The sequence below is a fragment of the Acinetobacter sp. ANC 4973 genome (assembly GCF_002135275.1).
Classification (GTDB): Bacteria; Pseudomonadota; Gammaproteobacteria; order Pseudomonadales; family Moraxellaceae; genus Acinetobacter; species Acinetobacter kyonggiensis.
Map to the genome: position 1 here is coordinate 77450 of NZ_NEGM01000001.1, position 23190 is coordinate 100639.

The 23190-nt window shown below is 37.0% G+C and carries 24 protein-coding genes, 1 tRNA gene and 3 pseudogenes; 13 read left to right on the forward strand and 15 right to left on the reverse strand.

All coding sequences use genetic code 11. The annotated features are described in order from the left end of the window. Positions 1-348: 348 nt before the first annotated feature. From B9T30_RS00400 to B9T30_RS00410, 3 genes and pseudogenes are all read right to left on the reverse strand, one after another. Positions 349-672, reverse strand: a pseudogene (locus B9T30_RS00400) (Fic family protein); the annotation flags it as partial. Between the two features lie 142 nt (positions 673-814). Further along, positions 815-1660, reverse strand: a complete 846-nt coding sequence (locus B9T30_RS00405; protein ID WP_086183291.1) for a DUF4116 domain-containing protein — start codon at positions 1658-1660, stop codon at positions 815-817. Positions 1661-1703: 43 nt separating this feature from the next. Then, positions 1704-1874, reverse strand: a pseudogene (locus B9T30_RS00410) (4-hydroxy-2-oxovalerate aldolase); the annotation flags it as partial. On the opposite strand from B9T30_RS00410, the pseudogene B9T30_RS00415 reads away from it, so the two are divergent. Together B9T30_RS00415 and B9T30_RS00420 are read left to right on the forward strand one after the other, a co-directional pair. After that, positions 1875-2396 (forward strand): annotated as a pseudogene (locus tag B9T30_RS00415) (hypothetical protein); the annotation flags it as partial. A 4-nt stretch (positions 2397-2400) separates the two neighbouring features. Then, positions 2401-2550 carry a DUF2256 domain-containing protein gene (locus tag B9T30_RS00420; protein ID WP_086183696.1) on the forward strand — a complete coding sequence of 50 codons (150 nt, stop codon included), beginning with the start codon at positions 2401-2403 and terminating at the stop codon, positions 2548-2550. 186 nt (positions 2551-2736) lie between these two features. Here B9T30_RS00420 and B9T30_RS00425 read toward each other — a convergent pair whose 3' ends face one another. Next, a complete protein-coding gene (locus tag B9T30_RS00425) occupies positions 2737-2979 on the reverse strand; it encodes a TIGR03643 family protein (protein WP_143223188.1) in 243 nt (80 codons plus the stop codon). A gap of 715 nt (positions 2980-3694) precedes the next feature. Here B9T30_RS00425 and B9T30_RS00435 point away from each other — a divergent pair. The 5 genes from B9T30_RS00435 to B9T30_RS00455 all read left to right on the forward strand — a co-directional run bounded on the left by B9T30_RS00435 (position 3695) and on the right by B9T30_RS00455 (position 6684). Next, positions 3695-3771 (forward strand) — tRNA-Met (locus tag B9T30_RS00435). A 520-nt stretch (positions 3772-4291) separates the two neighbouring features. Next, positions 4292-4573 carry an IS1 family transposase gene (locus B9T30_RS00440; protein ID WP_086183294.1) on the forward strand — a complete coding sequence of 94 codons (282 nt, stop codon included), beginning with the start codon at positions 4292-4294 and terminating at the stop codon, positions 4571-4573. Positions 4574-4610: 37 nt separating this feature from the next. Continuing rightward, positions 4611-5024, forward strand: coding sequence for an IS1 family transposase (locus tag B9T30_RS16835; RefSeq protein WP_413772548.1), 414 nt, complete (start codon positions 4611-4613; stop codon positions 5022-5024). Between the two features lie 557 nt (positions 5025-5581). Then, entirely contained in the window at positions 5582-6058 is a 477-nt protein-coding gene (locus B9T30_RS00450) for a CinA family protein (protein WP_086183296.1), read from the forward strand. Between the two features lie 2 nt (positions 6059-6060). Continuing rightward, positions 6061-6684, forward strand: a complete 624-nt coding sequence (locus B9T30_RS00455) for an aminotransferase (RefSeq protein WP_086183297.1) — start codon at positions 6061-6063, stop codon at positions 6682-6684. Between the two features lie 36 nt (positions 6685-6720). Here B9T30_RS00455 and prpC read toward each other — a convergent pair whose 3' ends face one another. Both prpC and prpB read right to left on the reverse strand, forming a co-directional pair. Then, on the reverse strand, positions 6721-7857 hold the full coding sequence (prpC, locus tag B9T30_RS00460) for a 2-methylcitrate synthase (RefSeq protein ID WP_086183298.1): 1137 nt from the start codon (positions 7855-7857) through the stop codon (positions 6721-6723). Positions 7858-7883: 26 nt separating this feature from the next. Continuing rightward, positions 7884-8759, reverse strand: a complete 876-nt coding sequence (gene prpB / locus B9T30_RS00465; protein WP_004651820.1) for a methylisocitrate lyase — start codon at positions 8757-8759, stop codon at positions 7884-7886. Positions 8760-9006: 247 nt separating this feature from the next. On the opposite strand from prpB, the gene B9T30_RS00470 reads away from it, so the two are divergent. The 3 genes from B9T30_RS00470 to B9T30_RS00480 all read left to right on the forward strand — a co-directional run bounded on the left by B9T30_RS00470 (position 9007) and on the right by B9T30_RS00480 (position 11260). Then, positions 9007-9657, forward strand: a complete 651-nt coding sequence (locus B9T30_RS00470; protein ID WP_086183697.1) for a TetR/AcrR family transcriptional regulator — start codon at positions 9007-9009, stop codon at positions 9655-9657. A 112-nt stretch (positions 9658-9769) separates the two neighbouring features. Continuing rightward, positions 9770-10690 carry an ornithine carbamoyltransferase gene (gene argF / locus B9T30_RS00475; protein ID WP_074944792.1) on the forward strand — a complete coding sequence of 307 codons (921 nt, stop codon included), beginning with the start codon at positions 9770-9772 and terminating at the stop codon, positions 10688-10690. Positions 10691-10789: 99 nt separating this feature from the next. Next, positions 10790-11260, forward strand: coding sequence for a hypothetical protein (locus B9T30_RS00480; RefSeq protein ID WP_086183299.1), 471 nt, complete (start codon positions 10790-10792; stop codon positions 11258-11260). Positions 11261-11285: 25 nt separating this feature from the next. On the opposite strand, the gene B9T30_RS00485 is transcribed toward B9T30_RS00480, so the two are convergent. The 8 genes from B9T30_RS00485 to rpiA form a co-directional block, all read right to left on the reverse strand. Then, on the reverse strand, positions 11286-11639 hold the full coding sequence (locus tag B9T30_RS00485) for a YnfA family protein (protein WP_086183300.1): 354 nt from the start codon (positions 11637-11639) through the stop codon (positions 11286-11288). A 112-nt stretch (positions 11640-11751) separates the two neighbouring features. Beyond that, the gene (gene clpA / locus B9T30_RS00490; RefSeq protein ID WP_086183301.1) at positions 11752-14028 is read right to left on the reverse strand and encodes an ATP-dependent Clp protease ATP-binding subunit ClpA; all 2277 of its coding nucleotides are present in this window, start codon (positions 14026-14028) and stop codon (positions 11752-11754) included. Between the two features lie 9 nt (positions 14029-14037). Further along, on the reverse strand, positions 14038-14451 hold the full coding sequence (clpS, locus tag B9T30_RS00495) for an ATP-dependent Clp protease adapter ClpS (RefSeq protein WP_004651813.1): 414 nt from the start codon (positions 14449-14451) through the stop codon (positions 14038-14040). Between the two features lie 18 nt (positions 14452-14469). Next, the gene (locus B9T30_RS00500) at positions 14470-15222 is read right to left on the reverse strand and encodes a DUF6776 family protein (protein ID WP_086163973.1); all 753 of its coding nucleotides are present in this window, start codon (positions 15220-15222) and stop codon (positions 14470-14472) included. 78 nt (positions 15223-15300) lie between these two features. Continuing rightward, entirely contained in the window at positions 15301-16356 is a 1056-nt protein-coding gene (gene argC, locus B9T30_RS00505) for an N-acetyl-gamma-glutamyl-phosphate reductase (RefSeq protein WP_171264095.1), read from the reverse strand. Between the two features lie 50 nt (positions 16357-16406). Beyond that, positions 16407-17570, reverse strand: coding sequence for a sensor domain-containing diguanylate cyclase (locus tag B9T30_RS00510; RefSeq protein WP_086183303.1), 1164 nt, complete (start codon positions 17568-17570; stop codon positions 16407-16409). A 169-nt stretch (positions 17571-17739) separates the two neighbouring features. Continuing rightward, positions 17740-18435 (reverse strand): M48 family metallopeptidase, encoded by a 696-nt coding sequence (locus B9T30_RS00515; protein ID WP_086183304.1) that lies wholly within the window; start codon positions 18433-18435, stop codon positions 17740-17742. A 157-nt stretch (positions 18436-18592) separates the two neighbouring features. Further along, entirely contained in the window at positions 18593-19264 is a 672-nt protein-coding gene (gene rpiA / locus B9T30_RS00520; RefSeq protein WP_086183305.1) for a ribose-5-phosphate isomerase RpiA, read from the reverse strand. 107 nt (positions 19265-19371) lie between these two features. Here rpiA and ilvA point away from each other — a divergent pair, with 107 nt between their 5' ends. Continuing rightward, positions 19372-20910, forward strand: coding sequence for a threonine ammonia-lyase, biosynthetic (ilvA, locus tag B9T30_RS00525; RefSeq protein ID WP_086183306.1), 1539 nt, complete (start codon positions 19372-19374; stop codon positions 20908-20910). 145 nt (positions 20911-21055) lie between these two features. Beyond that, a complete protein-coding gene (locus B9T30_RS00530) occupies positions 21056-21541 on the forward strand; it encodes a hypothetical protein (RefSeq protein ID WP_086183307.1) in 486 nt (161 codons plus the stop codon). Between the two features lie 157 nt (positions 21542-21698). Here the strand turns inward: B9T30_RS00530 and B9T30_RS00535 are convergent, their stop codons facing one another. Next, complete coding sequence (locus B9T30_RS00535) at positions 21699-22280, reverse strand: hypothetical protein (RefSeq protein ID WP_227518930.1); 582 nt, start codon at positions 22278-22280, stop codon at positions 21699-21701. A 257-nt stretch (positions 22281-22537) separates the two neighbouring features. On the opposite strand from B9T30_RS00535, the gene B9T30_RS00540 reads away from it, so the two are divergent. Then, positions 22538-23188, forward strand: coding sequence for a potassium channel family protein (locus B9T30_RS00540; protein WP_086183309.1), 651 nt, complete (start codon positions 22538-22540; stop codon positions 23186-23188). Positions 23189-23190: the final 2 nt, after the last annotated feature.

A 23190-nucleotide genomic window follows, 5' to 3' on the forward strand; every position in this document is an offset into this window, starting at 1 on the left:
AGGCATAAAAAAAGGCTTAACCCCTTTAGGATTAAGCCTTTCAGTTCCAAAACTTGGCATATTTTGCCATGTTTGGGAAGGTATTTGGTGGGGTGGCGTCAATTGAACTCAAATCCCAACCCATTCATTCCAAAGCTATTTTATTGAATAAAAAACTTCATTGACCCAATTTTGACCCACATCAGATTTAGTGTATTGAATCACTTAGAAATCTTGTTCAAATCCGAATTCAGGATTTGAAATGGTGTACGGCATTATAGCAGAAAATTATACTCAAAATAATTGTAATATTATAACATTACAACAAACTCATTATGATATTAATAATCACCTTAACCTAATTATAGTTCAATTTTTTAATTTGTACTTTTGTTTAGGACTCTTAGGATTATCAGGAAAGGTGCGTTCAATCACACCTGCTTCTATTGCATCTAAAATCATCTGCAAAATAAACTCAATAAAAGGTGCAGAATCTGAACGATCTGTGCTCGCTTACAATGCATCGTAATAAGCTTTTTGATTTTGATAAATCAAGCTTTTTACAGGGATATTGAGAAAAATTTGATTCCACTGGTTTAAGATTAAAGTTTGCCATAAACGCCCCATACGCCCATTGCCATCAGCAAATGGGTGTATAAACTCAAACTCATAATGAAATACCAAACTTCGAACGAATTAGCGAATGCTCTGAGCCTTCAGCTAATCACTGCAACAACTCACCCATTAAATAATAGACTTGATTTGTTCTGTACTGAGTGGACTACCACCACTATCCTATTTCTAAAACTATAAACACTTTTTTTGACTGTTTAAATTATCGAATATATTTTTTCATTGCTGCATCTTTAGAAAGGGCAAAATTAATAATTACCTCTGACTGAAACTCTTTTTTTATATATTTCAGACTTAATGGATTACAATGTAGTGCATATTTCAAAATTTTCTCTGAATATTCTTTTAAAAACTGGATCACATAAGCTCGCTGCTCTACTGCTTTCATCCATAAGTCTTCATAGTACACATCAATATATTGAATTGCATAAGGTCGAAGCTTTACAGCATACTCACATAAATCCTTACTTGGATTATCAATAAATTGAATAGACATAGGATTATTTTCAATAGCCATCAGGCACATTGAAGAAGTGGGATTTAGAATATCCCGAATTGCCATGCCATCCTTACGCAATGCCATACAGCAAAGAGCTTCCGTTTGTTTCTTCACATATTTAATTGCTTGAGGATGGGATTGAACCGCAACTTGACAAATTTGTTCTGTTTGCTGCCGGACATATCTAAGTGCAAATCCATTTTGAATGACTGCTGCTAAACATATTTCTACATTTTGAAATAATACATATTGCAGTGCCAGCCCTTCATTCCTGACAGCTGTCAAAATGATTTTATGGTTTAGCTCATGAATAAGCTGTAAAGCATCACCATTTTTCTGGACAGAGATTAAACATAAATCTTCAGTCTGGTTTTTGACATACTGAATTGCTCGTGAATTTTGCTTAATTGCCTCATAACACAAGCTGTGATCTTGTTTTTCTATATATTTTAAATATAAACCATTCTCTTTTACTGCATTTAAGTCAGCATCATAACTTGGGTAATACATTGTTTTATATTGAATCATTTCAACAACTTCTTCAATCAAGTGGAATGATGTAGCTCCTCACATACATCATTCCTGCAATGTTCTAAGCTTGTTGTTGCTTAAGCATATTCAGCGCGACATCAATGATCATATCTTCCTGACCACCTACCATTCGGCGATTGCCTAGCTCCACAAGAATATCGAATGCAGACAATCCATATTTTTCAGCCGCAGTTTCAGTATGGCGCAAGAAGCTGGAATATACGCCTGCATAACTCCTTTACCACAGTACTACTGGACGGGTCGTACCCAAATGGCCTGTATGACAGAGTGTTTTAGAAATACCTTTGAACATACATATGCACACCATATTCAGCGACTGATGGTTACGGGTAATTTTGCCTTGTTAAGTGGGGTTCAGCCTCAACAAATCAGTAAATGGTATCTTGCGATGTATGCCGATGCCTATGAATGGATCGAATTGCCGAATACCTTATGTATGGTGATGCATGCAGATAGAGGCTTACTCGCGAGTAAGCCTCACGCGGCTTCAGAAAATTACATCAATAAAATGTCTGATTACTGCAAACACTGCTATTACAATATTAAAACGAAAACCGAACCAGACAGTTGTCCATTCAACAGTCTGTACTGGTATTTTATGATCAAGAATGAAAAGTTTTTTCGTTCCAATATGCGTATGCGAATGACTTATCAAAGCTTGGATAAAATGCAAAATAAAGAGCAAATCGTAGCGCATGCTGAAGACTTACTCAGCCGACTAAATGAATTATAAGTTGATGAAAAAACAGCATCTACCAGAAAAAACCTGTGCCTACTGTCTGCGTCCCTTTACGTGGCGAAAGAAATGGCAACGCTGCTGGAATGAGGTCAAATACTGCTCTGAAAGATGCAAACGCCAGTCGCCGCTCAGAAAATCAGCCCAATAAAATGGAAATAAAACATCTTTATTTCAGTCGAATAACTCATATTTCATGGCAGGTTTTGATCAACTTTAAATTAAATATTCCTTGTAGATAAAAGGACTAATTTTAAAAACCTAAATCCCTAAGACTTCAACAAGTTCAAGTAGGATGGTGGAATAAAAGACTCAACCATCCTGCCACATTTTATAGTTAATGATGCTTATACTGGCGTGTACAATAACCACGGATTACTTCTGACGAACGTAACTGCAAATGCTTGGTTTTACGCCCTGCTACACGTTCACGCCACAACTTAAAACTACCCAACTTTAAATTTTGCCGCATTAACCGAATCACAGCAGATTCATTCAGTCCAAACTCACGCTCTATAGCTTCAAAAGGTGTTCTATCCTCCCATGCCATTTCAATAATTCGTGATAGATCTGCACCCATATATTCGATAGTATTATCCACAGCATCGCCCTTATTTTGTTGAAAATATAAATATCAAAATTATGAAGATGAAAAAAATAACCAACGGTCTATATCGTATAAGCTATCTTTTCTAATCTTTAAAAAATATTGTTTATCTTTCAATTTTAAAAGATGCAAGATGAAGAATTTGTGATTTTTTATCTCTAAATAACTTGAATCGTGGATAAGAAATTGACTTGAAAGGTTAGTCATCTAACTGGACTTATTTTATTAATTTTTAATTGAATTAGTATGAGCTATTGTTGGTATAGTGATCCGTTACTCGAATACTCCTAATATGAACGATACTTATAAATATCTATATACCCACATTAGTATATTTGGATCTTTACCAACGCATAAAGTGTTTATAAGTCATACTAGCAATAAGTCAAAATTAATTTTTGCTGATAATACTTTTATGTATGGTTTAGTTTCTAATTGGGCTTTGAAAAATTCAGATTTTGCTAGTGATAAAGTCACTTGGATAGAAGAGCCTAAATCCTATTTGGAAAATGAAAAAAAGAAGTTGGTTTTATATAAGTCCTCTCACCCTCTATTTATAACTGAGTCATAAATTCGATAGATTTAGTTGAATTATCTCGCTATTTAGTGGATTTTTGGAGACTTAAATGTTTATTTAAAATAAAGATTGTATTAAGTCTTAATAACACGTATAACGTCACTTCGTTGATGCGGGATGGAGCAGTCTGGTAGCTCGTCGGGCTCATAACCCGAAGGTCGTTGGTTCAAATCCAGCTCCCGCTACCAACGAGAAAGATTTAAAGTTTATACCCTAATTTGCTTCATGCTTATTAGGGTTTTTTTATATCTATATTTTAGATAGCTAGATTCTGATAGTAAAAACTTGGCAATTAATCAGAAGTTATACATTTGGCGCTACAGTAGGTCAGTTGATTATTACTGAGTAACTAAATTAAATATTTGTATCAGTGGTGATTTAGATGGTCAAGTTGTTGACCTAAAAAAGCATAATTACCATTCAAAATACGATTGGTTTGAGAAAATGCTTGAATCACCCCCTGTCAGGAACACATTCACCATAAGTAGAGTATCAATTTATTTATTTTTTACATGCCAAGCAATATCACGGTAATACGCATAAAACTGATCATCTAAATTAAAGTTAGTGTTAACTTTTTTATTGTATTGCATCATCGCTATATTACTCGGCCTATTAATTTCCTTTAAAAAATATTTGGTAGTGCTCAGATCCAACGTGTTTTATTTTAGAATACAACTGAAACCACACAAGCTGTAAATACTGACAATGATCATAGAAACTACAACCTACCTATGCACCCGCTGCCAATCAGCGAATATCTATAAGAATGGACACAATAAAAGTGGAAATGCACAGTTCAGATGTAAAGATTGTGGTCGTTCAAGTGTGCTCAAACCTAAAATTAAATATACAGAAGCGCAGAAAGAACTCATCATCAATACTTATCTTGAACGAGGTAGTTTAAGAGGCATGCAGCGCTTATTCGGTGTGGCACCTGAAACACTGATGGGCTGGATAAAAAAAAGTAAACAACAGGAAACTGAGTGATGAATTACTTGATGCTGATCCAACAGATGTTCTAGAACTGGATGAACTGTGGAGTTTCGTAAAAGCTCGTCGTCATAAGGTTTGGACTTGGATTGCACTCTGCCGTCGTACACGTCAAGTTATTGCTTATGTATGTGGTCAACGTAATGATAAAATATGTACAGATTTGCGTTGCCGTATTCCTGCTCCCTATTTTAATTTAGCAACCTACAGTGATTATTGGTCAAGTTATGCTGAAGTGTTTGATCCAGAAACACACCGTTCTGTAGGTAAAGATACAGGGTTAACTAACCATGTTGAGCGCTTTAATGCCACACTGAGAAATCGCTTAGGACGTTTTACACGAAAAACTTTGAGCTTTTCAAAGAAGAAAGAGAATCACGAGGCTGTCTTACATCTATTTTTGTTGAAATATAATCAGGATATGAAAAATAGGTGGATAACACGTTAAATTTAAACACTACCTAAGAGTAGATCTATATTATATAAGAATGAATCACGATTGAATTTTTCAAATAAATCTAAGTTCATTCACGAATAAATACAGCCAAAAACACAGACCAATTTATGAAATAAAAATGTAAATCCACATCACGATCAAAAAATTAACGATTATATTGATTCATTAAGTAGGATTAATAAAATAAAAGTACACCACCATAACAGCCAAAATAAACATTGATAGCAATAAATACGTATTTACGGTATTAAAGCTTTTAATAAATTTCACAATTTCCACGATACTAATCCAAATCTACTATTAAAGTCATACATGCTATTTTATTAATATATGATTACATATATCCAAATAAATTAAAACTGATTCATTTCAAGTCTTTTATTCTATTGAGATAAATTCCGCTCAACATATTTAAAGACGAAACAAAATACTGGTCTAAAAAATATTGTGAGCCAACGCATGCTGACATTAATAATATCATTACCAAACAATCAGGTGATCGCTTTTAGGCTACAATACGTACGCTTTTCACCCATGTTGTTTAATAGATGATAAAAAAATGTTGTGATTTATTAGAGAGCAATCATTTAAAGATTGCCTTTATTGAAAGCGCAAGCTCAGGCTATCTTTCAAGCCAATTTTCGATTTATAAAAATAGTGGTGCAGAAATATTACTGGGTGGTTTAGTGAGCTACGACCCTTCCACAAAAGTCAATATCCTCAAAATTGAGCCAGCTTTCATTGAAAAATATACTGCTGAATCCGCTGAAGTCACTGAAGCAATGGCTATTCACGGGAAAATATTATTTACACAAGCAGATATAATCGTGGCTTGTACTGGGTTACTTAAACCCGGTGGTAGTGCAACAGAAATAAAACCTGAAGGTACATTTTTTATCTCAATTTTATATTTAAATGAGATCTATAATTTTCATTATTTTATTGATGGAACACCATCAGAAAGACTAGCCGTCTTAACCGAATATATTGCAAAAGACATCATAAAAATGATTGAGGAAATCTAGCTATGTTGAAACTCAAAACCAGTTTGCTCAGTTTAATATTTCTGCCCTGCACCAGTTTTGCAACGGTAAGTGGACCGCAAAATATAGAAATATTAGGCTATGATCATCAAGACCAAAAAGTCTACTTACTCAAACATTATGAAGATGGTCGTGGTCGTCTACCACAACTCTATTATTATCAATTTAAGAACAATCAACATCCTGAAAAGCTCATTCAAGTCAACTCACTCTACATCAACCCTAAAACCCAAAAAATTGATTATGATCAAGATAACCATTTGTTTAATCAAAAAATTAATAAAATTAAAAACCGCCTTCAACCACTTACAACTCTGTCTAAAAATACCATCAAAATTCAAGTATTAAATAAAACCACATCGAAAGAAAAGTCATGGTATGACCCAAATAAATACATCCCTAAATATACTTATACATATCAGTTAACAAATAAAAATTTAAAAAGCCAAATACATCAAGCGATAGATTATCGCCAAGGCTTGAGTATCTCTCAAGCGTATAAAATCCCTAATCAACAGAAAGTGATCGCCACTGTGAAATACTTAGGTCTTCCTTTTGAAACGGGTTATACCATAGAAGATCCTGTTTTATTGATGCCTAAAAAATAAAGCCTCCGAAGAGGCTTTATTAAAACTTTGAGCAACTTACGCAGCACTACGCTCTTCAATTGGCACAACTTTACGCAGTTCAGGACCTGTATAATCCGCACTTGGACGAATAATACGGTTATCAGCACGCTGCTCCATCACATGTGCTGCCCAACCTGTAACGCGGCTCATCACAAAAATTGGCGTAAACAGTTTAGTTGCTATATCCATAAAGTGATAAGCCGAAGCATGGAAAAAGTCAGCATTACAGAATAATTTTTTCTCACGCCACATTACTTCTTCACAACGCACAGATACTGGATAAAGTACCGTATCGCCCACATCTTTCGCCAAGCGTTCTGCCCATATTTTGATAATGCCATTGCGTGGATCATTATCTTTATAAATGGCATGACCAAAGCCCATGATCTTTTCTTTACGCTCAAGTTTACCTAACATTTCACGTTCAGCTTCGTCGGCAGAGCTCCAGTTTTCAATCATTTCCATGGCAGCTTCATTAGCACCACCGTGCAATGGACCACGCAGCGAACCAATCGCACCCGTAATACATGAATGCATATCCGATAATGTTGACGCACATACACGTGCAGTAAATGTAGATGCATTAAATTCATGTTCTGCATACAGAATAAGTGATACATTCATCACCTGTTCATGTAATTCATTCGGTTTTTCGCCACGCAGCAAATGCAGGAATTGCGCACCGATTGAATCATCATCGGTATTTTCTTCAATACGCACGCCATCATGGCTAAAACGATACCAATAACAAATAATGGCAGGTAAAGTTGCTAAAATACGATCTGCAACATCTTGCTGTTCAGCAAATGATTTTTCAGTTTCCAAGTTACCCAGCATTGAAACACCAGTACGCATCACATCCATTGGATGCGAATCCGCAGGAATACGCTCTAATACCTCTTTTAATGCTTGTGGCAATTGACGCAGCGATTTTAATTTCGCTTTATAGGTTGCAAGTTGTTCCGCAGTTGGTAACTCACCAAAGAAAATAAGATATGCAACTTCTTCAAATTGGCAATTTTCAGCCAAGTCTTGCACATCGTATCCACGATAGGTTAAACCAGCACCACTTTTACCTACAGTCGACAGCGCTGTTTTACCTGCAACTTGTCCACGCAATCCTGCGCCTGAGAGTATTTTCCCTTCAGCCATTTTTTTAATTCTCCATGTTGAATATTTTATTTAAACAATTTATCTAAAGTGTTTTCAAAGGTATGATAATCAAGGAATTCATACAGTTCTTTACGCTGTTGCATAATATCCAATACATTTACTTGCGTACCGGTTTCACGGATAGAACGCATCACTTCTAATGCTGCTTTTTGCATTGCACGCGTTGCAGACAAAGGATAAAGCACCATTGAAATGCCTTGTTCACCCAGTTCTTCAGTGGTGTAATAAGGAGTATCACCAAATTCAGTGATATTCGCCAAAACAGGTACACCGACTGCATCACAGACTGTTTTATACATGGTAATATCAGTCATTGCTTCTGCAAAAATAGCATCCGCACCCGCTTCCACACATGCACAAGCACGATCAATCACTGCTTGCAAACCTTCTTTTTGTAGTGCATCGGTACGTGCCATGACCACAAAGTTCGAATCAGTTTTCGCATCGACAGCCGCTTTAATACGGTCTACCATTTCTTGTTGCGTCACAATTTCTTTATTTGGACGATGACCACAACGTTTTTGTGCAACCTGATCTTCAATATGAACCGCAGCAGCGCCCGCAGCAATCATTTGCTTTACAGTACGTGCAATATTAAAAGCACCGCCCCATCCTGTATCAATATCAACCAATAGTGGTGTATCTACCCGTTCAGTAATACGACGAACATCTTCAAGCACATTGTCTAAACTGGTCATTCCCAAATCAGGTAAACCATAAGAATAATTGGCAACACCTGCACCCGATACATAAATGGCTTTATAGCCCACTTCTTTCGCCATCATGGCTGCATAAGCATTCACTGTACCTATGATTTGTAAGGGTTTTTCCACTTCCAGTGCTTGTCTAAATCTTAAGCCTGCAGACATTTGTTGTGTCATATTCCTTTCCACAGTTTCACTTTATTTATTGAATTTCGAGTATATCCATAAACATATTTAGATCTATGACTTTTTAGAACATCTACTCTAAAACTTTAGTCAAATATTCACCAAACCTATAGTGTTATTTCCATTTTGCATGGTTGTGACCAAAACAAGACAACCGCTTTATTTTAAGAAATGTGCGCATATTTTTGCTATAATTGCAAATGTTTTCATTTTTTTAATTATTGACTCTATACGCCATATGCAAGAATTAGCTCAACCAGAACCCTTAGGTCGCGACACGCCACAAACAAAACGTGGTCATGAACGATGCCTATCGCTTTTACTTAGCGCAAATGAGTTATTTCTAGAACGTGGTTATGATGCAGTATCTCTAGACGATATCGTTCACCATGCAGGTGGTTCTAAAGCCTCAATTTATAAATTTTTTGGTAATAAAGAAGGCTTATTTACGGCTATTTGTGATTATCGCCGTGAACAATTTTTTAAAGATATCTGTGTGCCTTTTGAACAAGGTAAAGATGATCTACACTCCTATTTAGTTCAAACCCTGATGAATTTTAAGCACCATCTTGTGCTTCCAGAAAATGCGGCTTTCCTTCGTTTAATTCTTGAACGGACTCAGCGCAGTCCAGAACTGGCACTGTATATTCATGAACAGGGGCCAAAGCATATTCAAATGGCAATAGCCTGTGCTTTAACCAAAGCCGACGAACTTGGCATAATTAAATGTAAACAGCCCATTTATTCTGCTCAACTGTATTTTGGGATTATCCGTGATATTGAATGGCGCGTACTTATGGGTATCCCAGTTCAGGAAAACGATCAAGAAACCATCAAATACATCAATTATTGCGTAGATCGCTTCTTAGAAGGCCATCAAAAAGTCTAGTTTTTTTGCAATTCTGTCTACGTATAGTATATTAATCGATTCTTTTTCACTTAACCAACCAACAACTAATTGTTGTTTTGTTTTTTTATTCAGCAATTATTGTGGAGTAACCATGGCTCTACGTCATTTTCTGACCTTACGTGATTTATCGACTTTAGAACTTAACCAGATTTTGCAGCGCGCGATTGAACTTAAACGCAAGCAACATAGTAATGAAGTGTTCCAACCTTTTGTCGGTAAAGTTATGGGCATGATTTTTGAAAAATCGAGTACCCGAACACGTGTTTCGTTTGAAGCAGGTATGAGTCAATTCGGTGGTAGTGCGATTTTCTTATCTTCTCGTGACACACAGCTTGGTCGCGGTGAACCGATTGAGGATTCTGCACGTGTGATCTCAAGCATGCTTGATATTATTATGATCCGTACTTTTGGTCATGACATCGTAGAACGCTTTGCTTCTTATTCAAAAGTACCTATCATCAATGCCTTAACTGATGATCATCACCCTTGCCAACTTCTTGCTGATATGCAAACTTTCCTTGAACATCGTGGTTCTATCGAAGGTAAAACAGTTGCATGGATTGGTGACGGCAACAATATGTGTAATTCATATATTGAAGCAGCACACATGTGGGGCTTTAAATTAAAAATTGCCACACCTAAAGGTTATGAGCCACAAGCGAAATTCTTGTCAGAATTTGCCCACTGCGTAGAACTTGTTGATTCAGCAGAAGATGCAGCGGTCAATGCAGACCTGATTGTAACGGATGTTTGGGCAAGCATGGGGCAAGAGGAAGAGCAAAAAATTCGTGAGAAAGCATTTGCTGATTTCCAAGTCAATGAAAAACTCATGGATTTAGCACATTCAAATTGTTTATTTATGCACTGCTTACCTGCGCACCGTGGTGAAGAAATTTCTGAAAATTTACTCGACCATAAAAATGCAGTGGTTTGGGATGAAGCAGAAAACCGTTTACATGCACAAAAAGCTTTGGTTGAATTTTTACTCAATGAAAATTTAAAGAAAGACTAATTCAGTGATAAATTCTTAAAAAATTGAGCACCTTCGGGTGCTTTTTTTATATTCAAATCGCTATAATTAAATCCATAATTTTTATAATTGATTTTAACCATGTCTTTTAAAAAAATCGTTTTATGCTTAAGTACTTTCTTTTTAATCCATACAGCACAAGCCAAAGGCACGGAACTGGATCAATATTTTGTCAAAAATCAAATCATAGACTCATCGTATAAAATAAAAGACAGCAAAAAGCTCAATGAAATTTTAACTGTTATGAGTGATGAAGACTCACGCACTATGCCCTATCAAGCTGATCAAAATACAGTGATTGAACAATTACGATTATATGCAGATCACAGTGATATCCAAGGCATTATCACCACGCCAGATTTCACACAATTCGCTGAAGATATTGGCGATAAAGAAGTGAAACAACTCATCACACAAAACTTAATCAACAATTGCCATTTATTTTTTGAGCATGAATTCCAACGCGTAAATCCTTATTATATTGAAGTCAAATTGAGTGCGCCTCATAAAACCTATGATCTAAAAATTAAAAACAGTGAGTGTCAATTTTAAAATTATAATTTGATACGTTAGCCATCTAACGTATCAAACCTTGAGGTTGCAAAATAATCATCATCGCACCCAAGATAACCACCAGACCACCCAACATATCCCAACGGGTTAACACCACCTGATCGACATAACGCAACCACATTAAAGCGGTAAATATATAAATCCCACCATAAGCCGCATAAATTCTACCTGATGCAGCAGGATGTAACGTTAGCAACCACACAAATACAGCCAAACTTAATGCTGTCGGCAGCCAGAACCAGTGTGACTTGCCTTGGTTTAAAATTAAATAGGGGAAATAACAACCTAAAATTTCTGCAATCGCCGTGACAAAAAAAAGGCAAAAGGTCGTAATCACCTTGGTAATTTGAATATCCATAACTTTCTATATAGACCAGTTTCTCCTTCTCCCTTTGGGAAAAGGTCAGGATGAGGGTGAGTAGAAACAAAATAACCCGTGCGAACACGGGTTATTTCATCAACTCTGGTGTTTATGCAGGTTCAGCCGTTTGATCTTCAAATACTTCGAGTTTCAAGCCTACTGCTTTGCCATTTTCTTTCTTCACAGAAACGGCAACATTACCACCATGTTCAGCAAGCTCACCGAATAAAATCATTTCAGCAAGTGGTTTTTTCAAATGCTCTTGAATGAGTCGTTGCATTGGACGAGCACCCATTAAACGGTCATAACCATGTTCAGCCATCCATTCACGGGCACTTTGATCGACATCAAGAATTACTTTCTTATCATCAAGTTGAGCTTGTAATTCAGTTAAGAATTTATCCACTACATTTTCAATGACCGTCGTCGGCAATGCATTAAATTGAATGATTCCATCCAAACGATTTCGGAATTCTGGTGAGAATGCCTTCTTCATTGCGTCTTTATTGTCATTACTATTGTCTTGTTCCATGAAACCGATACTGGCGCGAGAAATACTGTCTGCCCCAATATTCGTGGTTAAAACAAGAATCACATTACGAAAATCAGACTTACGACCATTATTATCGGTCAATGAGCCATGATCCATAATTTGCAGTAATAAATTAAAGACATCTGGATGTGCTTTTTCAATTTCGTCCAGCAGCAAGACACAATGTGGACTTTTATGAATGGCATCGGTCAATAAACCACCTTGATCAAAACCGACATAACCCGGAGGTGCACCAATTAAACGTGAAACCGCATGACGCTCCATATATTCAGACATATCGAAACGAACCAATTCCACACCTAACAGTTTAGCCAACTGTTTGGTTACCTCAGTTTTCCCCACACCTGTAGGGCCTGCAAATACAAAGCTACCGACAGGTTTATCTGGTGATTTCAGACCTGCACGTGATAATTTAATCGCAGAACCTAGTGCTTCAATTGCCGTATCTTGCCCAAAGACCACACGTTTCAAATCACGTTCAAGATTAATTAATACAGTCTTATCATCTTTCGATACAGTTTTCGGTGGAATACGCGCAATTTTAGAGATGATATCTTCGATATTTTCTACCGTAATTAAACTATCATCTTGCTCAGCTTTCAAACGACGTTGTGCACCTGCTTCATCAATTACATCAATCGCTTTGTCTGGTAAGAAGCGATCATTAATAAATTTCGCGGACAATTCCACAGCTGCAACCAATGCTCTATCGTCATATTGAACATGATGAAAATCTTCAAATCTAGATTTTAAACCACGTAAAATATCAATTGTTTCAGAAATAGATGGCTCATTGACATCAATTTTTTGGAAACGGCGTGATAAAGCATGATCTTTTTCAAAGACCTGACGATACTCTTGGAAAGTCGTTGAACCAATACAACGTAATGAACCATTCGACAACGCTGGCTTAATTAAATTTGATGCATCCATCGTGCTGCCCATACTTGAGCCTGCACCAATAATCATGTGAATTTCATCAATAAATAAAATAGCTTCTGGTTTCTTCTTCAAAGCATTTAAAAGTTGTTTTAACCGTTTTTCAAAATCACCACGGTATTTTGTACCTGCAACCAATGCCCCAATATCCAAACTGAAGACTTCAGCATTTTCAAGTGGTTTTGGTGCTTTACCATTAACAATCAGCCAAGCTAGACCTTCAGCAATCGATGTCTTACCAACACCTGGATCACCCACCAACAACGGATTATTTTTACGGCGGCGGCATAAAATTTGTGCTGCACGTTCAATTTCTTTTTCACGACCAATTAAAGGATCTGTTTTGCCTTTTTGCGCTTCCACATTCAAATTCGTGGTATATAAATCGAGTGGTCCTGCATTTGCAGAAGCAGATGTTTCACCATCCAACTCTTCAACTTCCTCTTCGGCTTGCACTTCTTCTTTGCGCGTACCGTGAGATAAATATTGAGTTAAAGTTAAACGATTAATTTGATGGCGTTTAAGTAAATAAACAGCAAATGAATCGCGTTCAGAATACATCGCAACAAGAATATCCGCACCTTCAACTGTACGATCACCACCGCTAGATTGCACATGGAAAATCGCACGTTGCAAAATACGATCAAAACTTTCAGTCGGATGTGGTGCCTGATCGCTATGTTCGCTTAATTTAGGGGTATGTTGTTCAACGTATTCTTCTAATTCTTTGCGAAGAACAATAATGTCTGCACCACACGCTTTAAGCGCATTTACAGCAGAGTCATTATCAAGTAACGCCAACAATAAATGTTCAACCGTCAGAAACTCATGTCTCTTTTGACGAGCCATGCTAACAGCCAAACGTAAAGATACTTCCAATTGACGACTGAGCATGTAATCCCCTTAATCTTTTGGCTCAATCTGACAAAGCAAAGGATAACCTTGTGACCGAGCATAATTATTTACTTGGTTCGCTTTTGTTTCCGCAATGTCTCTCGGATAAACGCCTGCGATACCTTTCCCTTCATAATGTACAGTTAGCATTACTTGAGTGGCTTGGTCAAGATTCAAAGCGAAGTATTGTTGTAAAATTTCAATTACAAAGTCCATTGGTGTGTAATCGTCGTTCATTAAAACAACACAATACATGGGTGGACGCTTTAATTCAGGTTTCGCAGCTTGTACTGCAATATCACCCTCTGCTTCCTCATGCGTTTCATTGCTTAAGCGTGGACTAATATGCCAATCGACATACCCAGATTGATGAAAAGAATTTTTGATGTCATTTAAACAATTTTGACGTTTATTCATTCGCATAGGATTTAAAATTCACATTTATTGTGCATTGGCTTCTGCTTGAGGAATATCAGAGATAAATGCTGATTGACTTTCTATCGGTTTTCCACGACCCCAACTGAACCGCTTAATTACAGGCGTACTGGTTCCAGTTAAACGAACTTCAATAAATTCTGGTGCAAAACCTTTAGGCATTGTCCAACGTCCAGTTAAACGCTCTGAATCTTGAAAATTGAAATTTTTGTCTTCCATCGGTACAAGTAAAACTTCCGTACCTTGAATTAAATGTAATTCAACACTACCAGATGCACTGCGTTTATTGGGACTCACTTGTACCAAATCCAGCTCATATTCATAAGCGTTATCAGGTAATGGTTTAATCCCTATATTCTGTATGGTTAGACTTAAACCACCACGTTGACGCAATACTTCACGATAAATTGCACCCAAACCTTCAGATTGAACTTTATCTACACGTGCTTGATTCAGCTCAGCAAATAAATCATTTGAATTACTGACCGCAACATCACGCTCTTGTACTGCTAAATTCAAGCCTTTATTCAGTGTTTCTAAGCTACTCTTTTGCTTTTGTACAACTTCAACCAGTTGTTCTGCATCCGCCTCAAAACCGACCACGGTTAGACCTTGCCGATGCCCAATTGAATAGCCAAGAAAACCACTACCCACAACCAAAATTGCAGCGCCCATCGCCAAAGGTAAATTACCCTTTAAAAAAGGCTTTTTACTTAATGGAGCCTGTTGTGATGGAGTATTTAATTCAGTATCCAGCATCGTCATCTCTTATTTTGATTCATTCAAAACACACATTTAAATCCAAATCTAAATGTGTGTGAAGTTGAAAAACGTTTTTTATGGTAATAAACCAATCCCTTCTAAACCTGCATTTTCGGCAAAACCGAACATTAGGTTCATATTTTGTACCGCTTGCCCAGCTGCACCTTTCACCAAATTATCTTGTACAGATAAAACAATCAGTTTTTTCGGCTGTGGTTTATACAAAGCAATACGAAGTTGGTTTGCACCACGAACAGAACGTGTTTCAGGTGAACTATTTGCAGGCATCACATCAACAAAAGCTTCATTGGCATAGAATTTTTCATATAAGCTTTGTAAATCTGTCTGATCACCAGCATCAGTTAAATCAATATAAATCGTGCTAAGCATGCCACGGATCATTGGAACTAAATGGGGTACAAAAACGATGTGATTGAACACACCTTTTTGACCTGAAATATTTTCCAATGCTTCCACAATTTCAGGATGATGACGATGACCGCCAACCGCATAAGCTTTGAAGTTATCGGCATTTTCCGAATAAATCATATCTAAGCTTGCTTTACGTCCTGCACCTGAAACACCTGATTTTGCATCAATAATAATACTTTCAGGTTTCACCAATGTGTCGCTATGTTTAAATAATGGCGCTAAACCCAGTTGCACGGTTGTTGGATAACAACCCGGATTACCAACCACATTGGCTTGTTTAATTTTGTCACGGTTCAGCTCTGACAAACCATAAACCGAATCTTTTAAAAGATCTGGACAATCATGTTCCAGACCATACCATTTTTCAAACTGTTCTAAATCTTGCAAGCGAAAATCTGCCGCTAAATCGACAATTTTAGTCTTTGCTGCAACCAGTTCCGCTGCATGCTTCATTGCTACACCATGCGGGGTTGCAAAGAAAACAACATCACATTGTTTAAGTTCGTCGATATTTAAATCTGAATAGCAAAGATCGGTATGACCACGCAGGCTTGGAAACATGTCATCGACACGACGACCATTTTCAGTACGTGATGTCAGTACATTAACCTGTACATTTGGGTGTCGTAGTAAAAGACGCAACAATTCAACGCCTGTATAACCTGTACCGCCGACAATACCAACACTAATCACGATCACGACCTCAAATCAAAGTATCTATTTCTTAGCAAGACAGTATGACAGGAAGTTTAGGTTTTCTGAACTATTTTGCTTGGTTTTAGTGATATTTTCTCATCATTGCTAAGCGCTTTATTATTCGTACTTTCATGCATTTCCAAAAAAACACAATTTCGCCCTGCGCGTTTTGCGCGATACAATAATTTATCCGCAACATCAATTGTATTGGTTAGATTCTTATTTTTCACATGAGCAAGACCAAAACTTGCCGTTACAGATATTCTTTGCTTTGAAAATAATTCAGTCTCAATGGCCATACGAATACGCTCAGCAATTTGATACGCAACAGAGGCCTGTTCTATTTGTAATAAAATAATAAATTCCTCCCCACCAAAACGCCCAACCAAATCATTTTCATGCACGTTTTGGCTAATAATCCGTCCCACTTGTTGCAAAATTTGATCGCCAACTAAATGCCCATAGCTATCATTAATTTTTTTAAAATGGTCAATATCACACATCAGCAAAAAATATTTTTTCACGGGTCTTTGCGCTAAATTTACTTTTGCAGCGTCGTAAAAACCACGTCGATTGAGCAAATAGGTTAATGAATCTCGTGAACGCTCTTCACTGAGTTTAAAGACAATATCTCGCACCATAGTGCCCAATAAAACTATAGCAAACCACATGCTCAATAAAATACTGGCAGCTAACATCATCAACCACCAAACCGAAGTCGAAAGCATGCTGGCATCAATATTTTTTAAAAACAGAAAAATAATCAAGCTACGAACAAAGGTATAAAACACAATAAACAGATAGGAAAGATCAACGATTTTATTTAACCGATCATTGTGTTTAAAATGGGAAAACATTGAGATAAGAACCAAGGCCTGAATCGTAGCAACACCTAAATTCAAAATCAGCATGCGTATCCAGAGTTGCTCATCTACAAAGGCATAATAAGCAAGCAAGGCGGCAATCATCACAATCAATACCCATGCAAATTTAGAATGTGCCTGTGCATTTTTCCTTAAAGCCATCGCATAAGCACTGGCCCAAGCACCAAACAAATACATGATCCCTAGTATGGGGGAAGACATCGTCATGTGTTGATTCGACATTAAACTTTGTGCTGCCAAAGCACATGCTGGAACAATATATCCCATGCCCAACCACAACAAATAATGTGGTGCTTTGAAGAAAAAATGACAAATTAAGAACAGACTACCCATCAAGATGAGACAGCTCGGGACGATTAATACGAAATAATGAATATCTGTAAAATTCACATCTGAGTTCTTTTATTACGATATGGGAGAAAGGTTCAACGCATGAATTTTAAATCAGTTTTTATACGATTCAATCTACACTTAAAAATAAAAAATTAAAACATCAATCCATTTAGTGGTTACTAAAAAACCACCAACAATGTAACTGTTTTGTTTTTAACATTTTCTGATGCTGCTGAAAGTTATGGTCATGTAGCTGTACTTGCGCCCAAAACTGTGGGCTATGATCAAAATATCGGGTATGTGCTAATTCATGTACACATACATATCTAACAGCCTCTTGAGGAAACAACACTAAAGCACTATTCAACATAATGTCATGTTTAGATGTACAACTCCCCCAACGTGTTTTTGGCTGCCGAATTGCACATTGAGCAAAACTCAAACCCGTTTCAGTACTCACTTGCGTTAAAAAAATCGGAAGATGATGCTTTGCATACGCGATTACAAACGCTTTTAAGTATTGTTCAGGCTGACGATCACTGACACTGAGTTTCAAACGCTCATGATCAAACACAAAATTTCTCTGCTGCGCTTGATAAGTAATCTGTATAAATTGTTCTAAATTAAAGAGTTTAAGTTCTGTCGGGAACAGCCTATTTTGCAGCTGTATTTCTTGTTTCTGCTGCTGTTCTTGCCAAGTTTTGACTAACCACTGTTCTGATTGATCAATAAAATTTTGAATCTGTTTTTTGCTACAAAATAATGGTGCAGTTAAACGAATTTGTGTTGGCTCGACCCGCAAGCGCAATCGTATCGCTCGTGCATGATAGACAATTTTAATTTCAGGCAGATCTGTTAGATTCATTTTTATATTTTTAATCCTCCCCTTGCGAAACAGTGTTTCTCATCCTTTTTCAAAGGATGAGAAAACTAATTAGGAATAATTTTACTAAATGAGTTTTCTTGCACAAATTTTAAAGCAGTGCTTTAAAATTTGCTCAGAGTTTGGGGAAATTATTTAGTTAAACCGCAGTACGTTCTTCAATACCGTTATTGGTTGCCACAATGGCAATATCCGCTTTTTGAATGGCAAAAATACCATTGGTCACAACACCCGGAATATTATTGAGTGTTTTTTCAAGTTCAAGTGCATTTAAGATGTTGAAGTTATGCACATCTAAAATCACATTACCATTATCGGTAACGACACCTTCACGGTATACAGGATCACCACCCAGACTCACAATTTTACGTGCCACAGCAGAACGTGCCATTGGAATCACTTCAACTGGAAGTGGGAAGTCATGACCCAATTGTTCAACCCATTTTGAATCATCAACAATACATACAAATTTCTTCGCAATCGACGCGACAATTTTTTCACGGGTCAATGCAGCGCCACCACCTTTAATCATGTGCATATGACGGTCAATTTCATCCGCACCATCGACATAAGCATCTAAACCACCAACGTGATTCATATCAACCACTTCAATACCTAACTTTTTAAGGCGTTGTGCAGTCGCTTCAGAACTTGCAACTGCTGCTTCTAATTGCAGTTCTGGTAATAATTCAATGAGGAAGTTTACAGTACTTCCTGTACCTACACCCAAAATACCGCCCTTTGGCAAATGCTTTAAAGCAGCTTTCGCGGCAGCTTGTTTCTTTTCATCTTGGGTCGCATACAGACTCATAACTTGGCTCAACTATTTTTTGACATTTGTTGCTGATTTTACAGCCCAAATGTACAGGGGTTTGTTACAATAAAAATCTATTTTAAACTGTTAGATGGAAAATTAACATGCTGTCTCGTTTGGTTCGACAAATATTACAAGCAACTGTGTACGACGTTGCTATCGAAACTCCACTCGAAGCAGCGCCACGAATTAGTGAGAAACTAAACAATAATATTCGCTTCAAACGCGAAGACTTACAACCTGTCTTTTCTTTCAAACTACGCGGTGCTTACAACCGTATTAGTCAATTGCCGAAATCTCAGTTAGAACGTGGCGTTATTACAGCTTCAGCAGGCAACCATGCGCAAGGTGTGGCTCTATCTGGTCAAAAACTGGGAATTCGCGCCATTATTGTGATGCCAAAAACCACACCTGACATTAAGGTACAAGCAGTGAAACGCTTAGGTGGTGATGTGGTTTTACATGGTGACTCATTTGATGTTGCCAATAAATACGCCATTCAATGTGCAAAAGATGAAGGCATGACCTTTATTCCACCATACGATGATGAATTGGTCATGGCGGGTCAAGGCACCATTGCCAATGAAATTCTACGCCAATGGCGCGATGTCGACTATGTCTTTGTTGCAGTGGGCGGTGGTGGTTTAATTGCGGGCGTTGCGGCTTACTTGGGTGATGTTGCACCCCATGTCAAAGTCATTCCTGTGGAATACGATGAATCGGCATGCCTCAAAGCAGCATTTGAAGCTGGCGAGCGTGTAATTCTGCCACAAGTCGGCTTATTTGCCGATGGCACGGCGGTGGCACAAATTGGTGAAAAACCTTTTCAAGTGATCCAACTACAAAAATCGGATAATTCAGGGCCAATTGTTGAACGTGATGTCATTCTGGTCAATACAGATGAAATTTGTGCTGCCATTAAAGACACCTATGATGAATGTCGTAGCATTGTTGAACCTTCTGGTGCAATGGCACTGGCTGGAATTAAAAAATATGTTGAACAACATGGTCTAGAACATAAGAACATGGTTTCGATTGTGTGCGGTGCCAACATGAATTTTGACCGCCTACGTTATATCGCAGAACGAACAGAACTTGGTGAACGTAAAGAAGCTATTTTTGCCGTGACTATTCCTGAAGAAAAAGGTTCCTTCCTTAACTTCTGCCGTGCTTTACAAGGTCGTAATATCACTGAGTTTAACTACCGTGCCAGCACTTCGAGCGCCGCTCAAGTCTTTGTCGGAATCAGTCTAAAAGGTGGTGAAAAAGAGCGTCATGATATCCATGAACTCTTACAAGCTCACTATGATGTCGATGACTTATCTGATGACGAAGTGGCAAAATTGCATATTCGTTATTTGGTTGGTGGGCATGCGGATATCGAAAATGAGCGTTTATTCCGCGTAGAGTTCCCAGAACGTCCGGGTGCGTTATTAACCTTCTTAGAACGTCTTGGGCCAACGCATAACATCACCCTATTCCACTATCGTAATCATGGTGCTGCTGAAGGTCGTGTACTGGTGGGCCTTGAAGCAAGCGACGAGAAACAAAACCCAGATGGTTTAATTGAAACATTGGAAAATATTACTTATCCATATGCTGAAATTACCAATAACTTAGGTTATCAACGTTTCTTGAAATAAGCTTTGAATATTTTTTAAAACCGCCTTCTGGCGGTTTTTTTACTATAAAAAACAATGATAAATAAATGAAATTTAATTATGAAAACACAGTGACAAAACAATTTTAAACTTATAAAATGCCTAAAAATAAAACAATCCAATTTTTATGAAATTAAGCCTTATTCTTATTTTTATCATCACTACACTTGGCATTTATTTCTATGGCTATCCTGCTTATCAATTGAGTCAGGAAGAACAACGTATTCGAAACAGTATGCGTAATATTCCAAACAATGCGATCGCGACCAACTTACAAAATATCGCGGGTTTTAGTGCCAAAGCTGAAATGCTAAATCAATATCCTAAGTTTTTAGTGTATATCATGCTCGACGACTATGAGAAAACACAACTTGACCCCGATGTCGCAATATTTGTACGTGATTTTTCATGCTATGGTTTAAACCGTTTAACTCAATATCCTGAACTTGAGCGTAAAGCCACGCTTAATATCATGAAAGAAGACCAGCATCAATTTGAATATACGGTAAAAAACATTTTTGGTGATGTACTGTTTCAACATACGCAACGTATGTCTGAATGCCCAAATTTTGCCAATATTGAAAGCTATACAACGCCAAAAAATAATGAATGAGAAGCCGAATTCAAAGAGTGCCAAATCAGCCATGATGATTAAACATTGACTATTCAGCATGAATACAAATAGATAAAAGTATATTGCTGTTTCTTATTATCTATGGAGTACTTTATTTAAAATCAGTGTAAAGCTATTTTCAGGACAAGATAAATTTTCAAGTCGATCTTAAACAATCTAATTGTGTATAGTGCTCTATACACACACCTTCATCCTTAAATTGCTTGGTGAAAGATTTACAAAATTTATGGATTTTAACATCATCATTAGGAACAGCCATCCAGTAAGTTCTATCTGCATAAATCAATAACAATTCCAAATTCTGGGACTTTAATAGCGTAAAAATTTCTTCAAAAACAAGATCAAAAACCTGATCATTTACATTGTAATATTTCCCAATAACTTCTTTATGTTGCTCATAATGTGCATATAAAGGCGTGGTTTTTTTACGAATAGCCTGCTGTACCAAACCAATATCAATGTTTTTATGCTGCAAATGAGCACACTTTTCCAATCCATTTTCATAAGGATTTTCAGAATCTACCGACATTAAATAAGCATGAAAATCCTTACCTAATTTTTCAGCTGAAATCCACGCCAAAAATTGCTCAAAATTACATCGGTATTTCTTCTTGGGAATTTCCCGAAGTTCCAATACCGAAAACCATCGCTGTAATATCTTAAAAATCTTTTTATCGTCCATTTTTAATTCTTCTATGCTCAGTTTCTTTAAATTCACTATAAAAATAGAAAATTATATATACAAAATTATAGCGAGAGTTTTTGAAGGTTTTATGACGCTATTCAATTTGCAAAGGCTTATATGCTATCTATTCATTTTATTTTTCTACAATGCTCCATCTTAAAAATAAGCTTTTGTTATATATAATTTTGTAAGCCTGATAGATGCATAAACCATAACCTTATAAAATGAACATAGATTTTCAGATACACGTTATGAATCTAAATCACATAAAATGGATAAGGAATGCTTGAATGGCTCAGTTTGCAGTAATTGGATTAGGAAGTTTTGGAGCCACTATAGCCACGCAACTGGTGAGTTTAAATCATGATGTGATTGGTATCGACAGCAATAAAAAATTTGTAGAAAGTATTTCAGATCAAATTACACATGCAGTGATTGCCGATGCAACCGATGAACATGTACTTAACGAACTTAACATTCAAAATTGTGAAGCGGTTGTGGTCGCCATTGGTGAAGATATTGAAGCCAGTATTTTATGCGTACTGCATCTTAAAAATTTGGGTATTAAAAAGATCTGGGCCAAGGCTAAATCCAAAGCTCATCACATGATTTTGACTCATCTTGGGGTCAATAAAATCATTCATCCTGAAGAAGATATGGGCGTTCGCGTTGCGCAATCCCTCAGTTACCCTATGGTCAGTCGATATATGGGGTTAGAAGACAATCATTTCATTGTCAAAATTGAAATTAAAGATAGCCTCAAAGGTGAACGATTCAATCACCTAATGGAACATACACCCGAGATTAAAACCCTTTTACATAAACGTGGTAAGGACGTTCTATTTAGTATTGATCCAAATTTAATCTTACAAGTTGGGGATATTCTGGTGGTTGAAGGAGAACTTGAACCATTACGAAAACTTTCTGCACGGTTTAAATAAAA

Bases quoted from the DNA above. Each gene is read 5' to 3' on its own strand.
- B9T30_RS00420 (WP_086183696.1), top strand. From the start codon at position 2,401: ATGAAAAAACAGCATCTACCAGAAAAAACCTGTGCCTACTGTCTGCGT.
- B9T30_RS00425 (WP_143223188.1), bottom strand. From the start codon at position 2,979: ATGGGTGCAGATCTATCACGAATTATTGAAATGGCATGGGAGGATAGA.
- B9T30_RS00440 (WP_086183294.1), top strand. From the start codon at position 4,292: ATGATCATAGAAACTACAACCTACCTATGCACCCGCTGCCAATCAGCG.
- B9T30_RS00450 (WP_086183296.1), top strand. From the start codon at position 5,582: ATGATAAAAAAATGTTGTGATTTATTAGAGAGCAATCATTTAAAGATT.
- B9T30_RS00455 (WP_086183297.1), top strand. From the start codon at position 6,061: ATGTTGAAACTCAAAACCAGTTTGCTCAGTTTAATATTTCTGCCCTGC.
- prpC (WP_086183298.1), bottom strand. From the start codon at position 7,857: ATGGCTGAAGGGAAAATACTCTCAGGCGCAGGATTGCGTGGACAAGTT.
- prpB (WP_004651820.1), bottom strand. From the start codon at position 8,759: ATGACACAACAAATGTCTGCAGGCTTAAGATTTAGACAAGCACTGGAA.
- B9T30_RS00470 (WP_086183697.1), top strand. From the start codon at position 9,007: ATGCAAGAATTAGCTCAACCAGAACCCTTAGGTCGCGACACGCCACAA.
- argF (WP_074944792.1), top strand. From the start codon at position 9,770: ATGGCTCTACGTCATTTTCTGACCTTACGTGATTTATCGACTTTAGAA.
- B9T30_RS00480 (WP_086183299.1), top strand. From the start codon at position 10,790: ATGTCTTTTAAAAAAATCGTTTTATGCTTAAGTACTTTCTTTTTAATC.
- B9T30_RS00485 (WP_086183300.1), bottom strand. From the start codon at position 11,639: ATGGATATTCAAATTACCAAGGTGATTACGACCTTTTGCCTTTTTTTT.
- clpA (WP_086183301.1), bottom strand. From the start codon at position 14,028: ATGCTCAGTCGTCAATTGGAAGTATCTTTACGTTTGGCTGTTAGCATG.
- clpS (WP_004651813.1), bottom strand. From the start codon at position 14,451: ATGCGAATGAATAAACGTCAAAATTGTTTAAATGACATCAAAAATTCT.
- B9T30_RS00500 (WP_086163973.1), bottom strand. From the start codon at position 15,222: ATGCTGGATACTGAATTAAATACTCCATCACAACAGGCTCCATTAAGT.
- B9T30_RS00510 (WP_086183303.1), bottom strand. From the start codon at position 17,570: ATGGGTAGTCTGTTCTTAATTTGTCATTTTTTCTTCAAAGCACCACAT.
- B9T30_RS00515 (WP_086183304.1), bottom strand. From the start codon at position 18,435: ATGAATCTAACAGATCTGCCTGAAATTAAAATTGTCTATCATGCACGA.
- rpiA (WP_086183305.1), bottom strand. From the start codon at position 19,264: ATGAGTCTGTATGCGACCCAAGATGAAAAGAAACAAGCTGCCGCGAAA.
- ilvA (WP_086183306.1), top strand. From the start codon at position 19,372: ATGCTGTCTCGTTTGGTTCGACAAATATTACAAGCAACTGTGTACGAC.
- B9T30_RS00530 (WP_086183307.1), top strand. From the start codon at position 21,056: ATGAAATTAAGCCTTATTCTTATTTTTATCATCACTACACTTGGCATT.
- B9T30_RS00540 (WP_086183309.1), top strand. From the start codon at position 22,538: ATGGCTCAGTTTGCAGTAATTGGATTAGGAAGTTTTGGAGCCACTATA.